We start from the raw sequence: 19,913 nt of genomic DNA on the forward strand, positions 1-19,913 counted from the left end.
GGAAACCCATCATGGATGAAAAAGGCCTGCAAGACGCAGCAATCTTTCTGATGTCGATCGGAGAGGAGGAGGCTGCCGAGGTGTTCAAGCACCTGTCTCCTAAAGAAGTGCAAAAGCTTGGTGAGACCATTGCCAAGACCCGCGCCGTGACGCGCGACAAGGTGGACGAAGTGCTGATTCGCTTCACCCAGGCCGCGTCCGAGCAAAGCTTGTTGGTGTCCGACACCAGCAACTACGTCAAATCGGTGTTGCGCCGCGCTTTGGGCGACGACAAGGCCGATCTGCTGATCGACCGCATCTTGCAGGGTGGCGACGTCTCCGGCATTGAAAGCCTGAAGTGGATGGACCCGTTGTCGGTGGCCGAACTGCTGCGCAACGAACACCCGCAGATTGTTGCGGCCATCCTGGTTCACCTGGACTTCGAACAAGCTGCTGCCGTGCTTAAGCAATTGACCGAACGCCAGCGCAACGAAGTCATGTTGCGCGTGGCCACGTTGGAAGGTATTCAGCCGACCGCGCTGAAAGACCTGAACGAAGTGTTGTTCAAGGTGCTGGCCGGTGGCGACAAGGTGCGCAAGACCTCGCTGGGTGGTGTCAAGGCTGCGGCCGAAATCATCAACTTGCTGGGGGCCAACATCGAAGGCACGGTGATCGAATCGATCAAGGGCTTCGACCCGGATCTGGCGCAGAAGATCGTCGACAAGATGTTCACCTTCGACGACATCTACAACCTGGACGACAAGTCCATCCAGATGGTGCTCAAGGAAATCGCCTCCGAAACGCTCATTGTTTCGCTTAAGGGTGCGAGCAACGAGCTCAAGGAAAAGATTCTGGCCAACATGTCCAGCCGTGCGGCCGAAACGCTGCGCGAAGATCTGGAGGCCCGCGGTCCGTTGCGGCTGTCCGAAGTCGAAGCGCAGCAGAAGGAAATCCTCAAGGTCGTGCGTCGTCTGGCAGACGAAGGTCAAGTTGTAATTGGCGGTGGTGCTGATGATGCACTCGTCTGATACCCCACCCCGGCCGCACGCCAAGTTCATTCCCAGCGAGGAAATCGCGGCCATCGCTGCGTGGAATTTTGGTGCACTGGGTGTGCCCTTGCTGGCGCTACCGGATGAGGTGCCTGCGCCTGAAGAAGAGGTTGAGGTTGTGCCTGAAGAGCCGGTGCAGGTTCAACTCGAACGGGCCTGGGACGAGGGTTACGCCGCCGGTTTGGCGCAGGGGCGCGAAGAGGCCACCAACGAAGGCAATCACAAGCTCGACGAGTATGTGCAGGGTCAAGGTGCTCAGGCGGTGCAATCCGTCGCCACCCTGATGGCCGGCCTGGAAGAGCGGCTGGAGCAAGTGGAGCAGGGGCTGGCGCGCCAAGTGTTGGACCTCGCGGTGAGTCTGGCGCGCCAGGTGGTGCGCCAGGAAATCAATGCCGATCCAAATGCCTTGTTGCCCGTGGTGCGCGAAGCCTTGGGTATGTTGATGGCCGATGGAAAGGTCAAGGTGGTCAAGCTCAACCCGCAAGACCTGGACCTTTTCCGTGGACCGCTGCAAGAGGAGTTTGACGACACCAGCATCAAATGGTTGGCCGACAGCGCTGTTGCCCCTGGCGACTGCCTGGTCGAGTCGGCTGGCATGGTGATCGATGGCGGGCTGGCCAAGCGCTGGGAGCGTGCGGTGGCCAGCCTGGGTGTCAAAGCCCCCTGGGAGGACCAGGAAGATGACAAGTGACACTACAGACGCGGGCCTGAGCCGCTGGACGTCCTTCATGAGCGAGGCCTCGCGGCGTGTCAACGCCGGTAGTCCGCTGGAGACGCGTGGCACGCTGACGCGGCTGGCCGGCCTGGTGCTGGAGGCCGCAGGCATTCGCGCGCCAGTAGGCTCGCAATGCCAGATCAACATGACGGGCCAGGAGCCGGTGTTGGTCGAGGTGGTGGGCTTTTCCAATGAGCGCGCATTTCTGATGCCCGCCGGCGACGTGCATGGCTTGTGCAATGGCGCCAGTGTGGTGCCGGCCGAGCCCTTCACCCCGGTGCCACGCCTGGGCGAAGTGCCGGGCGAAATCAGTCCATCGCGCGTAGGCGTTTTGCGCCTGCCGCTGGGTGATGGACTGTTGGGTCGTGTGATCGATGCCCAGGGTCAACCCATGGACCATGGTGGCCAGCTCAAGGATGTGGTGGCCGAGCCGCTGGACCGCAAGCCCATTAATGCCATGGAACGCGCCCCGGTGCGCCAACCGCTGGATACCGGCGTACGCGCCATCAACGCCATGTTGACCATTGGCCGGGGGCAACGTATTGGTTTGTTTGCCGGCTCTGGCGTCGGCAAGAGTGTGCTGCTGGGCATGATGGCGCGCTACACCAAGGCCGACGTGGTGGTGGTCGGGCTGATTGGCGAGCGTGGCCGTGAAGTCAAGGAATTCATTGAGGACATCTTGGGCGACGAGGGGCGTGAACGCTCAGTGGTGGTGGCCGCTCCCGCCGACGCACCGCCGCTGTTGCGTTTGCAGGGCGCCGCGTACGCCACGGCGATTGCCGAGCACTTTCGCGACAAAGGCCAGCACGTGTTGCTGTTGATGGACTCTCTCACCCGTTACGCCATGGCGCAGCGCGAGATTGCGCTGGCCATTGGTGAGCCGCCGGCCACCAAGGGTTATCCGCCTTCGTGTTTTGCCAAGATGCCGCAATTGGTGGAGCGCAGTGGCAATGGTTTGAACGGCGTGGGCTCTATCACCGCGTTCTACACCGTGTTGTCTGAAGGTGATGACCAGCAGGATCCGATTGCCGACGCGGCGCGTGCCATTTTGGACGGGCACATCGTGTTGTCGCGCGAACTCGCAGAGGCGGGGCATTTCCCTGCGATCGACATTGAACAGTCGGCCTCGCGGGTGATGCACAACGTGGTGCCGCCGGAACATTTTGAGTTGGCCCGGCGCTTCCGCTCGGTGAACTCGCGCTACCAGAAAGGCAAGGACCTGATCCAGATTGGCGCTTACGCCATGGGTGCGGATCCGGCACTGGACGAGGCCGTGCGCTTGAACGACGGCATGACCGAGTTTTTGCAGCAAGGCATGTATGTCTCGGCTACGCTGGCCGACAGCGTGGAAGAGATGCGGCGCAGTGTGGGCACCAAGCCTAGCATGGCTGGGCGCCTGTAGCCCGGCGTGGCAGCATGAAGCTCCAACCCAGGATTCCCGATGTCGCTCCTCAGAACCCTCGCCTTGGCCATTGAGGTGGCAACGCAGAAGCGTGATGCCGCGAGCAAGGCCCTGGGTGCGGCCCAGCAGGCGGAGATTGCAGCGCAAAACCAGTTGAAGCAACTCGAGACCTACGCCGTGGAAACCGATATGCGCTGGGCCACACAAGGCAAATTGTGTGCAGTGCCCGAGCTGATGCGGCACCACTACCAGTTTGTCGAGCGTTTGCACCACGCGATGCAGATGCAGCGGGAGATTTTGCTGCAACACGCTGCTGCGGTCGCGAATGCCAGAAACGTGTTGCTGCAAGCGGAAATGCGGGTCGCCACCTTGAAGCAGGTGTGCACCAAGAAACAGGCCGTCGTGACGCTGACGCAGCGCAGGCGGGAGCAGAAACAAATGGACGAGCTAGCGTCCGTGCGCTTCAGCGCGCGGCAATTTAACGGCGGGAGTTGATATGGGCATAGAAACAAGTGGTGTGAACGCGGCAGTGCCGCCAGTGCCGAGCAAAAGTGGCGCAGGTGGCGGACGGGCCGATGCGAAAGAAGATGCTGCGAGTGGGTTTTCGGCCCTGTTGAGTGCGGCGGATGCACCAGCGCCGTCGGCACAGGACGCGGCGCCACAGGCAGGCCAAACCTCAGACCCTGCAACCGAGGGGGAAACCGAGGAGGGGCGTGATATCACGGCCGCCACCGCGGCGCAAACGCCTGTGCTGCCGGACGCCCCGGTGGTGGACAACAGCGCCATGATTGCCGCGCTGTTGGCGGCTGCGCAAGGTGGGCAGCCCACGCAGGTGCAAGAGGGTGCTGCTTCCGCAGACACCAAGCTGGAGGCAAAGCCCGAGTCGTTGACCACATTGCTCAACGGCAAGACCGGTGCTGGTGCCGCACTGGCGTCGGGCCTGACGGGCGCCGACGCGAAAGCGGCGACAGAACATTTGAAAACGGCATTGGGCGACTACAGCTCGGTTCTGGAGCAAATGCGCGCGCGTGGCGAAAAGACCGGCGCTGCTGCAAGTGCCAATGGCGTGAATGGCGCGGCTTCGGCGCCATCGCTGCTGGGCAAAACGGCTTTGCAAGCGCAGGTCGACCTGGCCGCGCGCAACGACCGTTTGGGCAATGCCCTGGCCCAGGCCAGCAACAACAGCCAGAGTCTGGCCACGGCCGCCATGGTGGCGACGCAGTTGGAGTCGGTTGACAAGATTGCCGTCGCCCAGACGCGTGTCGGCGGTGTGGACGGCGCCCAGCTCGGCGGATTGCTGCCCGACCGCGCGTTTGCCCACGGTGGTTTTACGCCTACGGTGCAGTATGACGCGTCGCTTGGCACCGCATTGGCGACCCCGGCCACCAGCAGTGCAGACGTGGCTGACCAGGTGAGTTATTGGGTGGCCCAGGGTGTGCAGAACGCTGAAATGACGGTGGAAGGCGCCAATGCCGAACGCGTGCATGTGAGTATTTCGCTCTCGGGCAATGAAGCGCAGGTGGCGTTCCGGGCCGACCAGGCCGTCACCCGCGAAATGCTGGCCAACTCGGAAGCCCACCTCAAAGAACTTCTGGGCAGCCAGGGCTTGGTGTTATCCGGACTGTCCGTGGCGAATTCTGGTGCTGGCGCAGCGGGTCATGCCGACGGTTCCGGCGAGCAGCGGCAGCAATCCCGTTCGGGCGAAGGCTTTGGCGGCCAGAGCGAACGATCTGACGAACGTGTGGCGGCGCCAAAGCGTGCGCCCGCCGGCGAGCTGGATCTTTACGTATAACCGATAGCGGGAGGCGAAGGGGCGCAGCCCACCCCTGTGTATGCGGCCTTTTTCCCCCGCTAATCTGACTATCATCTGGCGACCCTAAACCCAATAATGCAACAGATGCCAAGACATTGAGATGTCGGCCCTGTAAGCGCTACCCCCGGAGGAAGTTAACGTGTCTGCCCCTGAAGCCTCAACACCACCCAAGCCGAAAGGCAAAAAGCTGATCATCATCATCGCCGCCGTTTTGTTGGTGGTGGCTGGTGGGGCTGGCTGGTTCATGTTTGGCCGCCACGCCGCAGAAGAGGGCGACGAAGCCCCTGTGGCACACAGCAGCAAGCCCAAGGCGCCACCGGTGTTTTTGCCTGTGGACAACATGGTGGTCAACCTTGCCGATCCAGGCGGCGACCGTTATGCCCAAATCGGCGTGACCATCGAGGTGGTGGATCTGAAGACGTCAGATCAGGTGAAGGCCTATATGCCCTCCGTGCGTAGTGCCATTCTGATGCTGGTGTCTCAGCGCACCTCGGAAGAGCTGCTCAGCAAAGACGGCAAGGCCAAGCTGTCGCGCGACATCTTGCGCGAGATTTCCCATCCTCTGGGCTACACCGTCGAAGATGACGAAGACGATCACGCCGATGACAAGCCCAAGGCCAAGTCCCAGCGCAGAGCCAAGGCAGGACCGCCGAATCCGATCAACAACGTTCTCTTCACCAGCTTCATTGTTCAGTGAAGCCGGGCCTGGAGTTGCGCAATGAGTGAAACATTTTTATCCCAGGAAGAGGTTGATGCCCTTCTGGAAGGGGTCACGGGCGAAAGTGCCACGGCCGCTGAAGAAGAGCAGGGGCCTGGCGGCGGCATTCGGAATTACGATATTTCGAGCCAGGAGAGGATTGTTCGTGGCCGTATGCCGACGATGGAAATCGTCAACGAACGGTTTGCGCGTAATTTCCGCATCGGCTTGTTCAACTTCATCCGTCGCAGTCCAGAAATCAACGTCGGCACCGTGGCCGTGCAGCGCTACAGCGCCTTCTTGCGCGAATTGGCCGTACCGACCAACTTCAACATCATGGCGATTCGCCCACTGCGCGGCAATGGGCTGGTGGTGTGTGAGCCGTCTTTGGTGTTTGGTGTCATCGACACCTTGTATGGCGGTGTTGGCAAGTTCCACACGCGGATTGAAGGGCGCGAGTTTTCGCTGACCGAGCAACGTGTGATCAACCGCCTGGTGGGCGTGATCTGCGATGAGTACCGCAAGGCCTGGCACGGTATTTATCCGCTTGAGCTGGATTACCAACGCTCGGAAATGCAGCCGCAGTTCGCCAACATTGCAACCCCGAGTGAAATCGTGGTGGCAACTTCGTTCCAGTTGGAAATCGGTGACATCTCGGGGTCCATCCACATCTGCATGCCCTACTCCACGCTGGAGCCTATCCGCGACGTGTTGTATTCGGCGACGCAGGGTGATTCCGTGGAAGTCGACCGCCGCTGGGTGAACGTCTTGAGCAAAGAGATTCAGTCGGCCCCCGTCACGCTGGTGGCCGAACTGGCCAAAGCTGGCGCAACCGTCGAGCAACTCCTGGCCATGAAGCCGGGCGACTTCATTGAGCTGGAGCGCGAGCCCAGCATCTCGGTGTCCATCGCTGGGGTTCCCATTTTTGAGTGCCAGTACGGCACCCACAATTCCAAGTACGCCATTCGCATAGACCAGTTCTTGCGCGGCCACGATAGTCAAAACGGAGGTGATGCCAATGGCAACCGATAACACAAAAGACGAATCCGACGATCCAATGGCCGCCTGGGCCGAAGCGTTGGAAGAACAGAAAACCACCGAGAAGGCTGACCCTGAACAGGGTGGCCCTCTGACCGGCGAGCCGGTCAAGTCTTTCACGCCCGGCAAGGACGGCACCCAAGACATCCACATGGTGCTGGACATTCCGGTGACGCTGTCGGTGGAGCTGGGCCGTACCAAGGTGCCGATTAAATACATCCTGCAACTGGCCCAAGGGTCGGTGGTGGAGTTGGACGCGTTGGCGGGTGAACCCATGGACGTGTTGGTCAATGGCTACCTCATCGCCCAGGGCGAAGTGGTGGTGGTGAACGACAAGTTCGGCATTCGCCTGACCGACGTGGTCACACCGTCCGAACGCCTGCGCCGCGTCAGCCGAGGAGGCTGATTTCCGATGATGAGCCAGACGCTTCTGTTGGTTGGTTTCTTCGTGGTTCTGTTTGCGATGTTGCCTTGGGCCATCAAGCGGATCCAGAGCAGAGCGTCCAAGGTTGGTGCTGGGGCTGTCGGGGCTTGCCGGGTGGTGTCCGCCGTCGGCGTGGGACCGCACCAAAGGGTTGTGACCGTGGAAGTGGGGCCGCCAGGTGCTCAGACCATGCTGGTGTTGGGCGTGACCAACCAGACCATCACCTGTTTGCACACCATGGCTGTGAATACCCCTGTGGCGAACACCCCAGTCGATTTCCGTACCGTTTTGGCGAATGGCAGCGTGAGCAGCAATGCCGCCGTGCCTGCCGATGGAGCTCCCCGTGTTTAACCGTCGCCTCTGCGTCTCCATGATCAAAAGCAATCTTCGCCGCGCCGGTGTGTGGGGTGGGGTTGCCGGCATGGCACTGGTGCTGTCGGGCAGCGCTTATGCGCAAAACAACGGCGCATTGCCGTTGATGATTGGCTCTGGCAGCGGTAGCACGAGTTATTCGGTGCCTATCCAGACCCTGCTGTTTTTCACCGCGCTGTCATTCCTTCCCGCTGTGCTGCTGATGATGACCGCGTTCACACGCATCGTGATTGTGTTGTCCTTGCTGCGCCAGGCGCTGGGCACACAATCCGCGCCACCGAATCAGGTGGTGATTGGTTTGTCGTTGTTCCTGACGCTGTTTGTCATGGGCCCAACGCTGGACAAGCTTTACCAGGATGCCTACCTGCCCTACACCCAGAACACGCTGACTTTTGAGCAGGCGGTGGAGAAGGGTGAAGTACCGGTGCGCCAGTTCATGCTCAAGCAAACCCGCCAGTCTGATTTTTCGCTGTTTTCCCGCTTGGCCAAACTCGACCCTTCGGTCACGGCCGAGAACGCACCGCTGCGCGTGCTGGTGCCGGCGTTTGTGACCAGTGAACTCAAGTCGGCATTCCAGATTGGTTTCATGATCTTCATCCCGTTTCTGGTGATCGACATCGTGACCGCCAGTGTGTTGATGTCGCTGGGCATGATGATGCTGTCGCCCGTGCTGGTGGCGCTGCCGTTCAAACTCATGTTGTTTGTGCTGGCGGATGGCTGGAATCTGTTGATTGGCTCATTGGCAGCCAGCTTTGCCACATAAACCACGTCAGGTGCGGATATGAACTCTCAAATGGTGCTCACCAAAGGCCAGGAGGCCTTGTGGTTGTTGCTGATGGTGTCGGCGCCGGTACTGGCCGCCGTGTTGGTGGTCGGCTTGCTGGTCAGTATCTTCCAGGCCATCACGCAAATCCATGAAGCGACCTTGTCGTTTGTGCCCAAGCTGCTGGCCGCCATGTTGGTGTTTGCCCTGGCCGGCCCATGGATGCTGAGCACCTTGGTGGACTACATTCGCCGCACCATTGAGTCCATTCCATCGCTGGTGTTGTAGCGCCGTGCCCTTTCGGCAAGCGCTAGGTTGAGCCCGTGCTGACCTTTACCGAAGCCCAACTGGTGACATGGTTGTCGCCATTGCTCTGGCCCTTTATCCGGGTGCTGGCGCTGTTCACCGCCGCGCCGGTGTTCTCGCTTCGCGCCATTCCCATGCGCACCAAGATTGGCTTGGCCTTTTTCATTTCCCTGGCCGCGCAACCCAGCCTTGTGGGCCAGCCTATCGTGGACATCAACAGCCCGCAAGCCGTGGGTGCCGTGCTGCAGCAAGTAGGCGTGGGCTTGTCGATTGGTTTTGCGGTGCGCCTGGTGTTTGCCGCGGTGGAGTTGGCCGGTGAGCTGGTGGGCTTGCAGATGGGCTTGAACTTCGCGGCCTTCTTCGATCCCTCAAGCAACGCGCAAGTGAGCGCGGTGTCGCGCTTCCTGGGGCACATGGCGACCTTGATGTTTGTGGTGATCAATGGCCACTTGATGGTGCTGCTGGCGGTGATCAAGAGTTTCGATGCCTTTCCTACCGACGGCAACATCCTCACCATGCTGGCGCAGGTGAAGCTCTACACCTTGGGTGCCGAGTTGTTTTCCAGTGCGTTGTGGATTGCGCTGCCGATGATTGGTTTGCTGCTGTTTGTCAACCTGACGTTGGGCATTGTCTCCCGGGTGGCGCCGCAGATGAACATTTACGCGATTGGTTTTCCCATCACGCTGGCCATGGGCTTGATCGGCCTGACGGCCACATTGCCCATGCTTGATCAGCCAGTGTTGTCGCTGATGCAGAAGATGATTGATCTTTTCAGCGCGACCCGTTAGCGCTACGGCGCTAGACCAGGTTGTTGCGGATCGCGTAGACCGTCAATTCAGCGTTGTTGGTGAGCTTGAGCTTTTCGAGCACGCGGGTGCGGTAAACACTCACGGTCTTGGGGCTCAGCATCAGTTCCTCCGCAATGTCTGACAGGCGTTTGCCCGAGGCAATTTTCAAAAGCGTTTGCAACTCGCGCTCCGACAGCGCGGCATGGGGCGCATCCAATACCGGTTTGGACAGGCTTTCCACCAGCATCTGCGCAACCTCTGCCGTCACATATTTGCGCCCTTGCATGATGGTGCGCACGGCGGCCAGCAGTTGCTCGGGGTCGGACGCCTTGTTCACATAACCTTGTGCGCCCGCACGCAGGCAGCGAATCGCATACTGGTCTTCGGGGTACATCGATACCACCAGCACCTTGATGGGCGACTCGGTTTCGCGCAGCGTGGCCAGCACTTCCAGGCCACCTCGGCCAGGCATGTTCAGGTCCAGCACCAGCACATCACACGGCTTGGTGCGCAACACGTCGCGCACCTCGGCATAACTGGCGGCTTCGCCGGTGATTTCGATGTCTGGGGACTCGGACAACATGTCGCGTACGCCACGGCGCACCACCGCGTGGTCATCACAAAGAACTACATGGATCATGAGGCGCTTCCGCTGGTGGTGTCTGTCGTATCGGGAGACAGGGGGATGGAGAGAATGATGGAGGTGCCGCTGCCGGAGCGGCTGCTGATGTCCAGCCAGCCGCCCACTGTTTTGGCGCGCTCGCTCAAGCCGCGCAAGCCAAACGCCTTGGGCTTGTCGAGGGCTGGCTTGCTCAGGCCGGCGCCGTTGTCGGAAATTTCCAGTGTCAGCACCTGCTCGTGGTCGGACAATTCCATTTGGACGGCGCTACACGCCGCGTGTTTGGAGATGTTGGTCAAGGCTTCCTGGGCGGTGCGATAGGCCACCAGTTGAATCGCTTTGCTGATCTGGATCTTTTCGTGATTGGCATGAAAGACCACGGGAATACCGGTTCGCTTTTGAAACGACTGCCCTAGCCACTGCACTGCCGCCACCAGGCCCTGGTCCAGAATGGGCGGGCGCAAATCCATCATGATGCGCTGGCTGGCACCGAGTGCGTGTTGCAGCATTTCCATGGCGGAGGTGATGTGTGCCGCGGAGGTGGCATCGCGGTGGTGCCGCGCCAGCCAGGCCAGATCCAGGTTCACCGCCGCCAAGGCGCCGCCTATGTCATCGTGGACCTCTCGTGCGATGGCTGCGCGCTCTTGCTCGATCGAGGTTTGCAAGTGCTCGGCCAATTCGCCCAGGCGGCGCTCGGAGGCGGCCAGTTCCATGTCGGCGGCTTCTTTGGCACGACGGGTTTCCGTCACTTCGATGGCGCGCCGTATGACGTGGCCCAACTTATTGATGTTGTCCTTGAGCAGATAGTCGCTAAAGCCGAGCCGGATGGCATCTACCGCCGCAGCCTCACCAATCGCGCCCGAGAGCAGCACAAAAGGTGGCAGTTGTTTGGATTGCCGTAACGTGTTCCATGCGTCGATAGCGGTAAACCCTGGGAGCCGGTAATCGGCCAGGATCACGTCAAAAGGCTGGCTTTCCACCTGTTCTTCAAACTCATCAAGTGTGTCCACTCGAACGATACTAAACAGCATGCCCTCGCGACGCAGTGCGTGCTTGACCAGTTGATGGTCCACCTCTGAGTCCTCGAGATGTAACATTCGAATGGCGGGGGACGAGGGTGGGGCGCTCATGAAAGGAACAGTGGCTCGGTCATTTGTTGTCTGTGAGGCGAAAGTGCAGCTGTAAGAGCAGGTTTCGGCTGGAATTTTGCTGACCACGGGGTAACAAATTGTCAAATGGAATTAATATCAGGACTGATCCCGAGAATTCTGTCCATGGACTACCGGTGCCTCGGAGAATACATGCAAAAAGACCTTTCATCGTCAGAACCATCCGTTCAGGTACCAGTCATGGTGGTGGCGGAGGTGCAGGATGCGCTGTTGGTCGTGATGCACGATCTGGGTCGTCTCGAAGGCTTGTTGAGCCACACCATGGAAAACCTGATGTTGCGCTTCGACATCGCCCACCAACAAATGTCTGTGCCTGCGTTGCAGAACCTGGCCGAGCTTGACGACATGCGTGAAACCCTGCGTGCCGCTGTAACAGAACTCCAATTTCAGGACATGGCGTCGCAATTGATCGTGCACACGACCAAATTGCTGCAAGGCTGTGCAGCCAAGCTGGCGGTAGAGACGATGGGCGATGAGGAGGGTGAAGAGCCCGCGCCGTTCGAAACGGTTCCTGCTGACCGTCCCAATCCGGTGACGCAAAGCGAGATGGAGGCTGGCTCCATCGAGCTTTTCTGAGCCACTTGTGTAGTTTTGATTGAATACTTTCCAATTTGCTGGAGCCTTTCATGCATTCGATACTTGCCGTTGACGATTCACCCTCTATGCGAAAGATGGTGTCTTTCACGTTGACTGGTGCGGGATACCAGGTGATTGAGGCGGTGGACGGTCAGGACGCCTTTGAAAAAGCGCAAGCGAACAACATCGATCTGGTGCTGGCCGACCAGAACATGCCGCGCCTGGACGGGCTGGGCCTGACCCGCCTGCTGCGTCAGGACGCCCGCTTCAAGACCATTCCGATTTTGATTTTGACCACCGAGTCCAGTGACCAGATGAAGCAAGCCGGTAAAACGGCGGGTGCCACTGGCTGGCTGGTGAAACCTTTTGATCCGACCCGCTTGATCGAAGTGATCAAGAAGGTCATCCGCTGAGCCAACGTGGCCCGCGTCGCATAACAGGAGTCAGTATGGCTGAAACGCAGCACGATTCATCCGGGGGTGGGGCAGACTTTGACCTCACCCAGTTCTATCAAATCTTTTTTGAAGAAGCGGGTGAGAACCTGGATCAGATGGAGCAGATGTTGCTCGACATCGATCCGGCCGAAACCGGGGATGAAGAGCTCAACGGGATTTTCCGTTGTGCACATTCCATCAAAGGTGGCGCTGCAACCTTCGGTTTCGCCGATGTGGCCGAGTTGACCCACCAGATGGAGTCTTTGCTCGACCGCCTGCGGCGCCACGAGTTGAAGATGATTCCGCCTATGGTGGACGCGCTGCTGGAGTCGGCCGACGCTTCGCGCAGCTTGCTCGCACGCCATCAAGCCGGTGGTGAGGGTGAGGCGATTTCCACCTCGGCGTTGGTGAAGCGCATTGCCTCTTTGGTGGCTGGCGAAGTTCCCGGTGAAGGCGCAGCAGCGCCGGTCACCGTGGCTGCCCCTGCCCCAGCCCCAGTAGTGGCTGCGCCTGCTCCCGCGCCCGTTGCGGCCGCATCGCCACGGCCGCCTGAAGGCTCTCGTTTGCTGGAACTGAGCATAGGCCCGATGGAGCACCCCGAGCAGGCCGACGCGATCACCGATCTGTTCCGCGACATTCCTGGCTTGGGCACTGTCAGGGCCTTGCCCACTGAACGCAAAGACATGCGTCTGTTCGAGGCGACCACCAGTTCGACCAACGAAGATCTGCTCGACCTCTTCATCTTCCATGTGCAACGCGAGTTGGTTCACATCCGCGATATCACCGAACCGCCCGAGGAGCCCGCAGGCCCGCCGGTAGCGCCGGGCGAAGAATATGGCTTTTTCTCGGGTGCGCCCGGTGGCCCTGTGGAAGCCGCAGCACCTGCGCCGGCCGCAGCACCGGCCGCAGCGGCGAAAGCCGAGGCCGCTGGCGGCAAAGCCGGCGGCAGCCAGACCCAGTTGGAAGCGACCACCATCCGTGTGGACGTGAAAAAGGTTGACCAACTGATCAACCTGGTGGGTGAACTGGTGATCACGCAGGCCATGCTGGCGCAAAACAGTCACGGGCTTGACCCGGCGCTGCACCAGCAGCTGTTTGCCGGTTTGGCCGATCTGGATCGCAACACGCGCGACCTGCAAGAGTCGGTGATGTCGATTCGCATGATTCCGATGTCCATCGTGTTCAACCGCTTCCCGCGCATGCTGCGCGACCTGGCCAACAAGCTGGGCAAGAAGGTTGAGTTCGTGACGCAAGGTGAAGCCACCGAACTCGACAAGGGACTGGTGGAAAAGATCACTGACCCGTTGACCCACTTGGTCCGCAACAGTTGCGACCACGGGGTGGAAATGCCGCAAGACCGTATTGCCGCCGGCAAAACGCCGCATGGCACCATCACGCTGGCGGCCTCGCACCAGGGCGGCTCGATTGTGATCGACGTGCGCGACGATGGCCGTGGCATGTCGCGCGAGAAGATTCTGGCCAAGGCGCGCGAGCGCGGCCTGGATGTGAGCAACTCCATGTCTGACGCAGAAGTCTGGCAACTGATTTTTGCGCCGGGCTTCTCCACCGCAGAAACCGTGACCGATGTGTCCGGTCGCGGTGTTGGCATGGACGTGGTCAAGCGAAACATCGCGGCGCTCAACGGCACGGTTGACATCGAGTCGAACGAAGGCCAGGGCATGAAGGTGTCCGTGCGCTTGCCGCTGACACTGGCCATCATGGACGGCATGTCGGTGAGCGTGGGCGACGAGGTCTACATCTTGCCGCTTTCGTCGGTGGTGGAGTCGTTCCAAGTGAACGACGAAGCCGTGAGCACCGTGGCGCAAGGCTCGCAGTTGGTGAAGGTGCGGGAAGAGTTCATGCCCGTGATCGAGCTGGAGCGGGTGTTCCAGGTGCCGCGCTCGGCCGATGACAAGAACAGCAGCATCATGGTGGTGGTGGAGTCCGAGGGTAGCCGTGTGGCCTTGTTGGTCAACGAGTTGCTGGGCCAGCACCAGGTGGTGGTGAAGAACCTGGAGTCGAACTACCAAAAGGTGGCGAACGTATCGGGCGCGACCATCATGGGCGACGGCAAGGTGGCGCTGATTCTGGATATCGGTGCCTTGGTGCGCCGTTCGCGCCACTGATTTTTTGGCTCAAACATGTACGCTAGTTCGCTAGCTTGAAGTGAAGGAGAGACTCCATGGGAGCAGCAGAAAAGGCGGGTGACTTGACGGCAACCGCGCGGGAATACCTGACGTTTCGTCTGAGCCAGGAAGAGTACGGGATCGACATCCTGAAGGTGCAGGAGATCCGGGGCTATGAGGCGCCCACGCGTATTGCGAATGCGCCGCCCTTCATCAAAGGGGTGGTGAATTTGCGCGGCACGATTGTGCCGATTGTCGACATGCGCCTGAAGTTCAACTGTTCGGAAGCGGACTACAGCAGTTTGACCGTGGTCATCATCCTGAACCTCGGCAGCCGCATTGTCGGCATCGTGGTGGACTCGGTGAGCGACGTGCTGGAACTGCAGCCTGAAAACGTGAAGACCGCGCCCGATATCGAGAGCATCGTCAACAACGACTGCATTCTGGGCTTGGGCTCGCTGGGTGAGCGGATGCTGATTTTGCTGGACATCGAACGTTTGATGTCCGGCACTGACATGGGCTTGGTGGCCCCGTAAGAACCATGGCTTCCACGGCTGTCAGCGCGGCAGAGTCCGGTGGCGTTTCGCCTGAAGGACGCGAGTTTGTCTGGACGAACGCCGATTTCACCCGCGTCCGGTCGCTGATTTATCAGCGCGCAGGCATCAACCTGCACGAAGGCAAACACGCCATGGTGTACAGCCGCTTGTCGCGGCGTTTGCGCGACACCGGGCACACCAGCTTTCGTGATTACCTGGGTTGGCTGGAGCATACCGATGGTCCTGAATGGCAGGAGTTCATCAATGCGCTCACGACCAACCTCACGGCCTTTTTCCGCGAGCAGCACCATTTCGAGATTTTTGCGACCTTGCTTAAATCCAAGCCTGTAGGAACGCCTTGGAGTGTCTGGTGCAGCGCGGCTTCTACGGGTGAAGAGCCGTATTCGATTGTCATGACGGCGATTGAAACCTTGGGGGCGAACGCGCAGTTCAAGTTGTCGGCCAGCGATATCGATTCGAAGGTGTTGGCCACGGCCTCTCAAGGCATTTACCGGCTGGATAACTTGAAGGGCATGAGCCCCGAGCGGCTGCAGAAGTTTTTCCTGCGTGGCAAGGGCGGCAATACCGGGCTGATCCGCGCCAAGCCTGAAGTGCGGCGTTTCATCGATTTCATGATCGTCAACCTGATCAAGAATGACTGGCCGTTCCGTGACCAGTTCGATGCCGTGTTCTGCCGCAACGTGATGATTTATTTTGACGCGCCTACCCAGCGAGCGGTGTTGGAGCGTATTCACCGGGTGATGAAGCCTGGCGGCATGTTGTTTGTCGGCCATGCGGAAAATTTCAGCGAGTCGCGCGATTTGTTTGCCTTGCGTGGCAAGACGGTGTACGAACGGCTGTAAGGGCGCTTGACGGCGTTTAATGACGAGTTGTGACTGGTTTGGCTACAGAGTTTTAAATTGAGTGGGTGCCAACGACCATGGAAATTCCTAGAACCGGTGGGCCGACGCTAGCGCAGCGGATGGCGGCGGGCGTTTTGACCAACGGCCCCATCCCGGAGAGGCGCGCGGGTGCGCGGGTGAATTCGCCTGTGCGCTCGTCTTATGCGGAGGCGCGGACGTCAACCATCGATGAGTTGAAGGCCATCAAGCGCAAGCCGGGGGAGGCTTCGTTCTTCTTTTTTGACCACCATTTCCAATACAACGCCGTCAAGATCTTGCCCGGCGAGCACTTTGTTTCTGACGAAAACCTGGTCATCATGACCGTGCTGGGCTCGTGTATTGCGGCTTGTTTATGGGATTCGCATGCGCGTGTCGGCGGCATGAACCATTTCATGCTGCCCGACGGTGACGATGGGACGGGTCTGGGCCGCTACGGCTCCTATGCGATGGAGTTGCTGATCAATGAGATGCTGAAATCGGGCGCAAGGCGCGAGTCGCTGCAGGCCAAGATTTTTGGCGGTGGCGCGGTGATGAGCAACTTCACCACCATGAATGTGGGTGAACGCAACACGCAGTTTGTAATCGACTACCTGCAGACGGAGCGTATTCCGCTGTTGTCGCAGGATGTGCTGGATATCTATCCGCGCAAGGTTTGTTTTTTCCCCGTCACTGGCAAGGCCATGGTGAAGCGATTGGCCCACGCCCATCCCGACACGGCCGCCATTGAGCGCAAGGGGAATGCTGCCACCCTGGCCAAGAGCACTTCGGGCGGGTCGGTGGATCTGTTTTAGTTTGAGGGGGTGTGGTGATGAGTAAGATCAGAGTCGTAGTGGTAGATGACTCTGCGCTGGTGCGCAGTTTGTTGACAGAAATCATCAACCGACAGCCCGACATGGTGTGTGTAGGTGTCGCAAACGACCCGCTGATTGCGCGCGAGATCATCCGCGAGCTGAATCCGGATGTGATCACGCTGGACGTGGAAATGCCACGCATGGACGGCATCGATTTTTTGGGCCGGCTGATGCGTTTGCGCCCCATGCCGGTGGTGATGATCTCCACGTTGACCGACAAGGGCGCCGAAGTCACCTTGCGTGCACTGGAGCTGGGGGCGGTCGATTTTGTGGCCAAGCCACGCATAGGCCTGGCCAGTGGATTAAACGATCTGGCGACCCAGATCGTCGAAAAGATCCGCGTGGCTTCGGTCGCCAAGTTCAAGCGAGCGCCTGCGCCCGCACCGGGGGCTGCGGCGCCGGCTGCTGCGAGGCCGGCCACCCTGCTGGGCCGTGTATCGACCGAGAAGATGATTTGTATTGGCGCCTCTACCGGTGGCACCGAGGCCGTCAAAGAAGTGCTGCTGAAGATGCCCGCCGATGCACCGGCTATTGTCATCACACAGCACATGCCTCCTGGCTTCACCACCAGCTTCGCCGCGCGTTTGAACGGCTTGTGCCAGATCACGGTGAAAGAGGCGGTGCATGGCGAACGTATCCTGCCGGGACACGCCTACATTGCGCCTGGCGGCCGGCAGTTCAGTGTGAGCCGTAGCGGTGCCAACTACGTGGCTGTTGTCGAAGACACCGAGCCGGTGAACCGCCATAAACCTTCGGTCGAAGTGCTGTTTCTATCGGCTGCCGCCGTGGTGGGGCGCAATGCCTACGGCATCATGCTGACCGGCATGGGCAACGACGGAGCCAAGGCCATGCGCGAGATGCGCGATAAAGGCAGCTACAACTTTGTGCAAGATGAGGCGAGTTGTGTGGTGTTTGGCATGCCGCGTGAGGCGATTGCGCATGGTGCAGCCGATGAGGTCTTGCCACTCGACAAGATCGCGCCCGCCTTGCTGGCCAAGATTGGCGCCAGTGGTGATCGTTTGCACAACCGGATTTGAGGCTGTGCTTTCCAGCAAAAAGGGCACTATCTGAAAAGACAGTGCCCTTTTTATTTGATGTTTTTTTGCCGTTTCAGGCAATCTACATCAGCGCAAGTCGCTATCAATATTGATAGGCACGCTGTCTGCGCATTGGTGTGACTCAGCCGCCCAAAGCCTCCCAGCGTTCCAGGGCGTGCATCAGCAGGTCGTCAATTTCACTGCTGCGTTGCGCCATGGCGCTGGCGCGGCTACCGTCGCTTGCGTATAACTTGCCATCAGCCAGCGCGGCTGTGATCGAGGCCTGTTCGGTCTCCAGTGCGGCAATTTCAGCGGGTAGGGCGTCCAACTCGCGTTGTTCCTTGTAGCTGAGCTTGCGCGCCTTGGCCGCCGGTGCGGCTGGAGTGGCGGCGGCGGCAGGGGCCTTTGCCTCGGCCTCGGGTGCGGCAACCGGCGTGGCAGGCTTGGGTTCAGCCTTTTTGTTGTTGTCGGCGATGGCGCGCGCGCGTTTGCTTTGGATCAGCCAGTCCTGCACGCTGCCCTCGTACTCGCGCCAGAAGCCAGGGCGCTCGTCGGGTTCGTGGGCAATGATGTCGGTGACCACGTTGTCCAGGAAGGCGCGATCATGGCTGACCAGAAACACGGTGCCGTCGTAGTTCTGCAGCAGCTCTTCCAGCAATTCGAGGGTGTCGATGTCCAAATCGTTGGTTGGTTCATCCAGCACCAGCACGTTGGCCGGGCGCGCAAACAGCCGGGCCAGCAGCAGGCGGTTGCGTTCGCCACCCGAAAGCGAGCGCACAGGGGAGTTGGCACGTGCGGGAGAGAACAGGAAGTCGCTCAAATAGCTCTTCACGTGTTTACGCTGGTTGCCGATCTCAATCCACTCGCTGCCGGGACTGATGAAGTCTTCCAGCGTGGCGTCCAGATCGAGGTTGTTGCGCATCTGGTCGAAGTAGGCGATTTGCAAGTTCGCTCCCTGGCGCACCGTGCCACTGTCGGGCTGCAAGGTGCCCAGGATCAGCTTCAGCAAGGTCGTCTTGCCGGCGCCGTTGACCCCTAGCAAGCCTATTTTGTCACCACGCAGAATCACGCCACTGAACTTGTCGACGATCACCTTGTCGCCAAAGGCTTTGCTCACTTCTGTCAACTCAGCCACGATCTTGCCGCTACTCTGGCCGGACGCCACGTCCATGTTCACGCGGCCGACGGCGTCGCGCCGGGCCGCGCGGGAGGCGCGCAGCGCCTCCAAGCGGCCAATGCGGCTTTGGCTACGGGTGCGTCGGGCTTCCACTCCTTTGCGGACCCAGACCTCTTCCTGGGCCAGTAGTTTGTCGGCCTTGGCGTTGATGATGGCTTCCTGCGCCATCTGTTCATCCTTCTGCGCAACGTATTGCTCGAAGTTGCCGGGGTAGGAGCTCAGCTTGCCACGGTCGAGCTCCACGATGCGGGTGGCGACACGGTTGAGGAAGCTGCGGTCGTGGGTGATGGTGACGATGCTGCCCTTGAAGTCGACCAGCAAGTCCTCCAGCCACTCGATGGAGTCCAGGTCCAGGTGGTTGGTTGGTTCGTCCAGAAGCAAGACGTCTGGCTTGGTCACCAGCGCTTGGGCCAAGGCGACACGTTTGTTGGTTCCGCCAGAGAGGCTGCCAATCAAGGCGTTGGGGTCCAGGTGGAGATGCTGCAGCGTTTCATCAACACGGTTTTCCCAGTTCCATGCGTCATAGGTTTCGATTTGTGATTGCAAGGCGTCGAGGTCGACGCCGTCAGCGCCGGAGAGATACAGATCTCGAATGGCAATCACTTTGGCCAATCCGGCACTGACCGCCTGAAAGACATTCAATGCCGGGTCAATCGTTGATTCCTGTGCCACGTAGGCGATGCGCACGCCTTGTTGAACCTGCAGTGTTCCATCGTCAGGGCGCTCCAGTCCTCCAAGGATCTTGAGCATGGATGACTTCCCAGCGCCGTTGCGGCCAATCAGGCCTACTCGTTCGGCTGATTCCAGGGAAAAGTTTGCGTGGTCCAGCAAAGGGACGTGGCCGAAGGCCAGCTGCGCGTCTAGTAAGGTGATAAGTGCCATTGTGGAGGGATTATCGGCTGTGCAGCTTGAACGACACTTGGCCACCGGCGTTGCCCCCAGGACAACGCCTTCTCTTATATAGAGACATGCAGAGGTAAAGGAGCTGGTGGGCAACCCACGGCCATGTAGGGCAACTTCTTCCTGTCTTTTTCTGCCCCTCTTGCGTTGTTGGTTCAAAAGGTGTTATAGTCGAGGGCTCGGCTGATGACGAACAAGTTTGTGATTGGTTGGGGTGCTGGGTTTGGTTGGTTTTGATGT

22 protein-coding genes are annotated in these 19,913 nt (G+C 59.8%); 19 read left to right on the forward strand and 3 right to left on the reverse strand.

Annotated features, from left to right (window positions below):
* Nucleotides 1–11 precede the first annotated feature (11 nt).
* The 12 genes from fliG to fliR all read left to right on the forward strand — a co-directional run bounded on the left by fliG (nt 12) and on the right by fliR (nt 9,346).
* The gene (gene fliG, locus ACFQ95_RS14615) at nt 12–1,007 is read left to right on the forward strand and encodes a flagellar motor switch protein FliG (RefSeq protein ID WP_422832081.1); all 996 of its coding nucleotides are present in this window, start codon (nt 12–14) and stop codon (nt 1,005–1,007) included.
* On the forward strand, nt 991–1,719 hold the full coding sequence (locus ACFQ95_RS14620) for a FliH/SctL family protein (RefSeq protein WP_422832083.1): 729 nt from the start codon (nt 991–993) through the stop codon (nt 1,717–1,719). The genes fliG and ACFQ95_RS14620 overlap by 17 nt, the downstream gene beginning before the upstream one ends.
* Entirely contained in the window at nt 1,709–3,145 is a 1,437-nt protein-coding gene (gene fliI / locus ACFQ95_RS14625) for a flagellar protein export ATPase FliI (protein WP_422832085.1), read from the forward strand. The genes ACFQ95_RS14620 and fliI overlap by 11 nt, the downstream gene beginning before the upstream one ends.
* Nucleotides 3,146–3,184: 39 nt before the next feature.
* Nucleotides 3,185–3,640: a flagellar export protein FliJ gene (fliJ, locus tag ACFQ95_RS14630; RefSeq protein WP_422832087.1), complete on the forward strand. Its 456-nt coding sequence runs from the start codon at nt 3,185–3,187 to the stop codon at nt 3,638–3,640.
* Nucleotide 3,641: 1 nt separating this feature from the next.
* Entirely contained in the window at nt 3,642–4,937 is a 1,296-nt protein-coding gene (locus tag ACFQ95_RS14635; RefSeq protein WP_422832088.1) for a flagellar hook-length control protein FliK, read from the forward strand.
* Between the two features lie 160 nt (nt 4,938–5,097).
* Nucleotides 5,098–5,655 carry a flagellar basal body-associated FliL family protein gene (locus tag ACFQ95_RS14640; RefSeq protein ID WP_422832090.1) on the forward strand — a complete coding sequence of 186 codons (558 nt, stop codon included), beginning with the start codon at nt 5,098–5,100 and terminating at the stop codon, nt 5,653–5,655.
* Nucleotides 5,656–5,676: 21 nt separating this feature from the next.
* Entirely contained in the window at nt 5,677–6,687 is a 1,011-nt protein-coding gene (gene fliM / locus ACFQ95_RS14645; protein WP_422832091.1) for a flagellar motor switch protein FliM, read from the forward strand.
* Nucleotides 6,674–7,099: a flagellar motor switch protein FliN gene (gene fliN, locus ACFQ95_RS14650; RefSeq protein WP_422832092.1), complete on the forward strand. Its 426-nt coding sequence runs from the start codon at nt 6,674–6,676 to the stop codon at nt 7,097–7,099. Before fliM ends, fliN begins: the two co-directional genes overlap by 14 nt.
* Nucleotides 7,100–7,105: 6 nt before the next feature.
* Complete coding sequence (locus ACFQ95_RS14655; protein ID WP_422832094.1) at nt 7,106–7,468, forward strand: FliO/MopB family protein; 363 nt, start codon at nt 7,106–7,108, stop codon at nt 7,466–7,468.
* A 70-nt stretch (nt 7,469–7,538) separates the two neighbouring features.
* Nucleotides 7,539–8,252, forward strand: a complete 714-nt coding sequence (gene fliP, locus ACFQ95_RS14660) for a flagellar type III secretion system pore protein FliP (RefSeq protein ID WP_422832126.1) — start codon at nt 7,539–7,541, stop codon at nt 8,250–8,252.
* Nucleotides 8,253–8,270: 18 nt separating this feature from the next.
* Complete coding sequence (gene fliQ, locus ACFQ95_RS14665) at nt 8,271–8,540, forward strand: flagellar biosynthesis protein FliQ (protein WP_422832096.1); 270 nt, start codon at nt 8,271–8,273, stop codon at nt 8,538–8,540.
* Between the two features lie 35 nt (nt 8,541–8,575).
* The gene (gene fliR, locus ACFQ95_RS14670) at nt 8,576–9,346 is read left to right on the forward strand and encodes a flagellar biosynthetic protein FliR (protein ID WP_422832098.1); all 771 of its coding nucleotides are present in this window, start codon (nt 8,576–8,578) and stop codon (nt 9,344–9,346) included.
* 10 nt (nt 9,347–9,356) lie between these two features.
* On the opposite strand, the gene ACFQ95_RS14675 is transcribed toward fliR, so the two are convergent.
* Both ACFQ95_RS14675 and ACFQ95_RS14680 read right to left on the reverse strand, forming a co-directional pair.
* A complete protein-coding gene (locus ACFQ95_RS14675; protein ID WP_422832100.1) occupies nt 9,357–9,986 on the reverse strand; it encodes a response regulator in 630 nt (209 codons plus the stop codon).
* Complete coding sequence (locus ACFQ95_RS14680) at nt 9,983–11,095, reverse strand: response regulator (RefSeq protein ID WP_422832102.1); 1,113 nt, start codon at nt 11,093–11,095, stop codon at nt 9,983–9,985. The genes ACFQ95_RS14675 and ACFQ95_RS14680 overlap by 4 nt, the downstream gene beginning before the upstream one ends.
* Before the next feature lie 171 nt (nt 11,096–11,266).
* Here ACFQ95_RS14680 and ACFQ95_RS14685 point away from each other — a divergent pair, with 171 nt between their 5' ends.
* The 7 genes from ACFQ95_RS14685 to ACFQ95_RS14715 all read left to right on the forward strand — a co-directional run bounded on the left by ACFQ95_RS14685 (nt 11,267) and on the right by ACFQ95_RS14715 (nt 17,596).
* Nucleotides 11,267–11,710 carry a hypothetical protein gene (locus ACFQ95_RS14685; protein ID WP_422832104.1) on the forward strand — a complete coding sequence of 148 codons (444 nt, stop codon included), beginning with the start codon at nt 11,267–11,269 and terminating at the stop codon, nt 11,708–11,710.
* A gap of 50 nt (nt 11,711–11,760) precedes the next feature.
* The gene (locus ACFQ95_RS14690) at nt 11,761–12,123 is read left to right on the forward strand and encodes a response regulator (protein ID WP_422832105.1); all 363 of its coding nucleotides are present in this window, start codon (nt 11,761–11,763) and stop codon (nt 12,121–12,123) included.
* Between the two features lie 35 nt (nt 12,124–12,158).
* Nucleotides 12,159–14,270 carry a chemotaxis protein CheW gene (locus tag ACFQ95_RS14695; protein WP_422832107.1) on the forward strand — a complete coding sequence of 704 codons (2,112 nt, stop codon included), beginning with the start codon at nt 12,159–12,161 and terminating at the stop codon, nt 14,268–14,270.
* Between the two features lie 56 nt (nt 14,271–14,326).
* Nucleotides 14,327–14,806, forward strand: coding sequence for a chemotaxis protein CheW (locus tag ACFQ95_RS14700; RefSeq protein WP_422832108.1), 480 nt, complete (start codon nt 14,327–14,329; stop codon nt 14,804–14,806).
* 5 nt (nt 14,807–14,811) lie between these two features.
* Nucleotides 14,812–15,669 carry a CheR family methyltransferase gene (locus ACFQ95_RS14705; protein WP_422832110.1) on the forward strand — a complete coding sequence of 286 codons (858 nt, stop codon included), beginning with the start codon at nt 14,812–14,814 and terminating at the stop codon, nt 15,667–15,669.
* A 119-nt stretch (nt 15,670–15,788) separates the two neighbouring features.
* A complete protein-coding gene (gene cheD / locus ACFQ95_RS14710) occupies nt 15,789–16,499 on the forward strand; it encodes a chemoreceptor glutamine deamidase CheD (protein WP_422832128.1) in 711 nt (236 codons plus the stop codon).
* 14 nt (nt 16,500–16,513) lie between these two features.
* A complete protein-coding gene (locus tag ACFQ95_RS14715) occupies nt 16,514–17,596 on the forward strand; it encodes a protein-glutamate methylesterase/protein-glutamine glutaminase (protein WP_422832111.1) in 1,083 nt (360 codons plus the stop codon).
* 142 nt (nt 17,597–17,738) lie between these two features.
* On the opposite strand, the gene ACFQ95_RS14720 is transcribed toward ACFQ95_RS14715, so the two are convergent.
* Nucleotides 17,739–19,655: an ATP-binding cassette domain-containing protein gene (locus tag ACFQ95_RS14720; protein ID WP_422832112.1), complete on the reverse strand. Its 1,917-nt coding sequence runs from the start codon at nt 19,653–19,655 to the stop codon at nt 17,739–17,741.
* Nucleotides 19,656–19,913: the final 258 nt, after the last annotated feature.

This window comes from Variovorax sp. HJSM1_2 (genome assembly GCF_049316285.1).
Taxonomy (GTDB): Bacteria; Pseudomonadota; Gammaproteobacteria; order Burkholderiales; family Burkholderiaceae_C; genus Rhodoferax_B.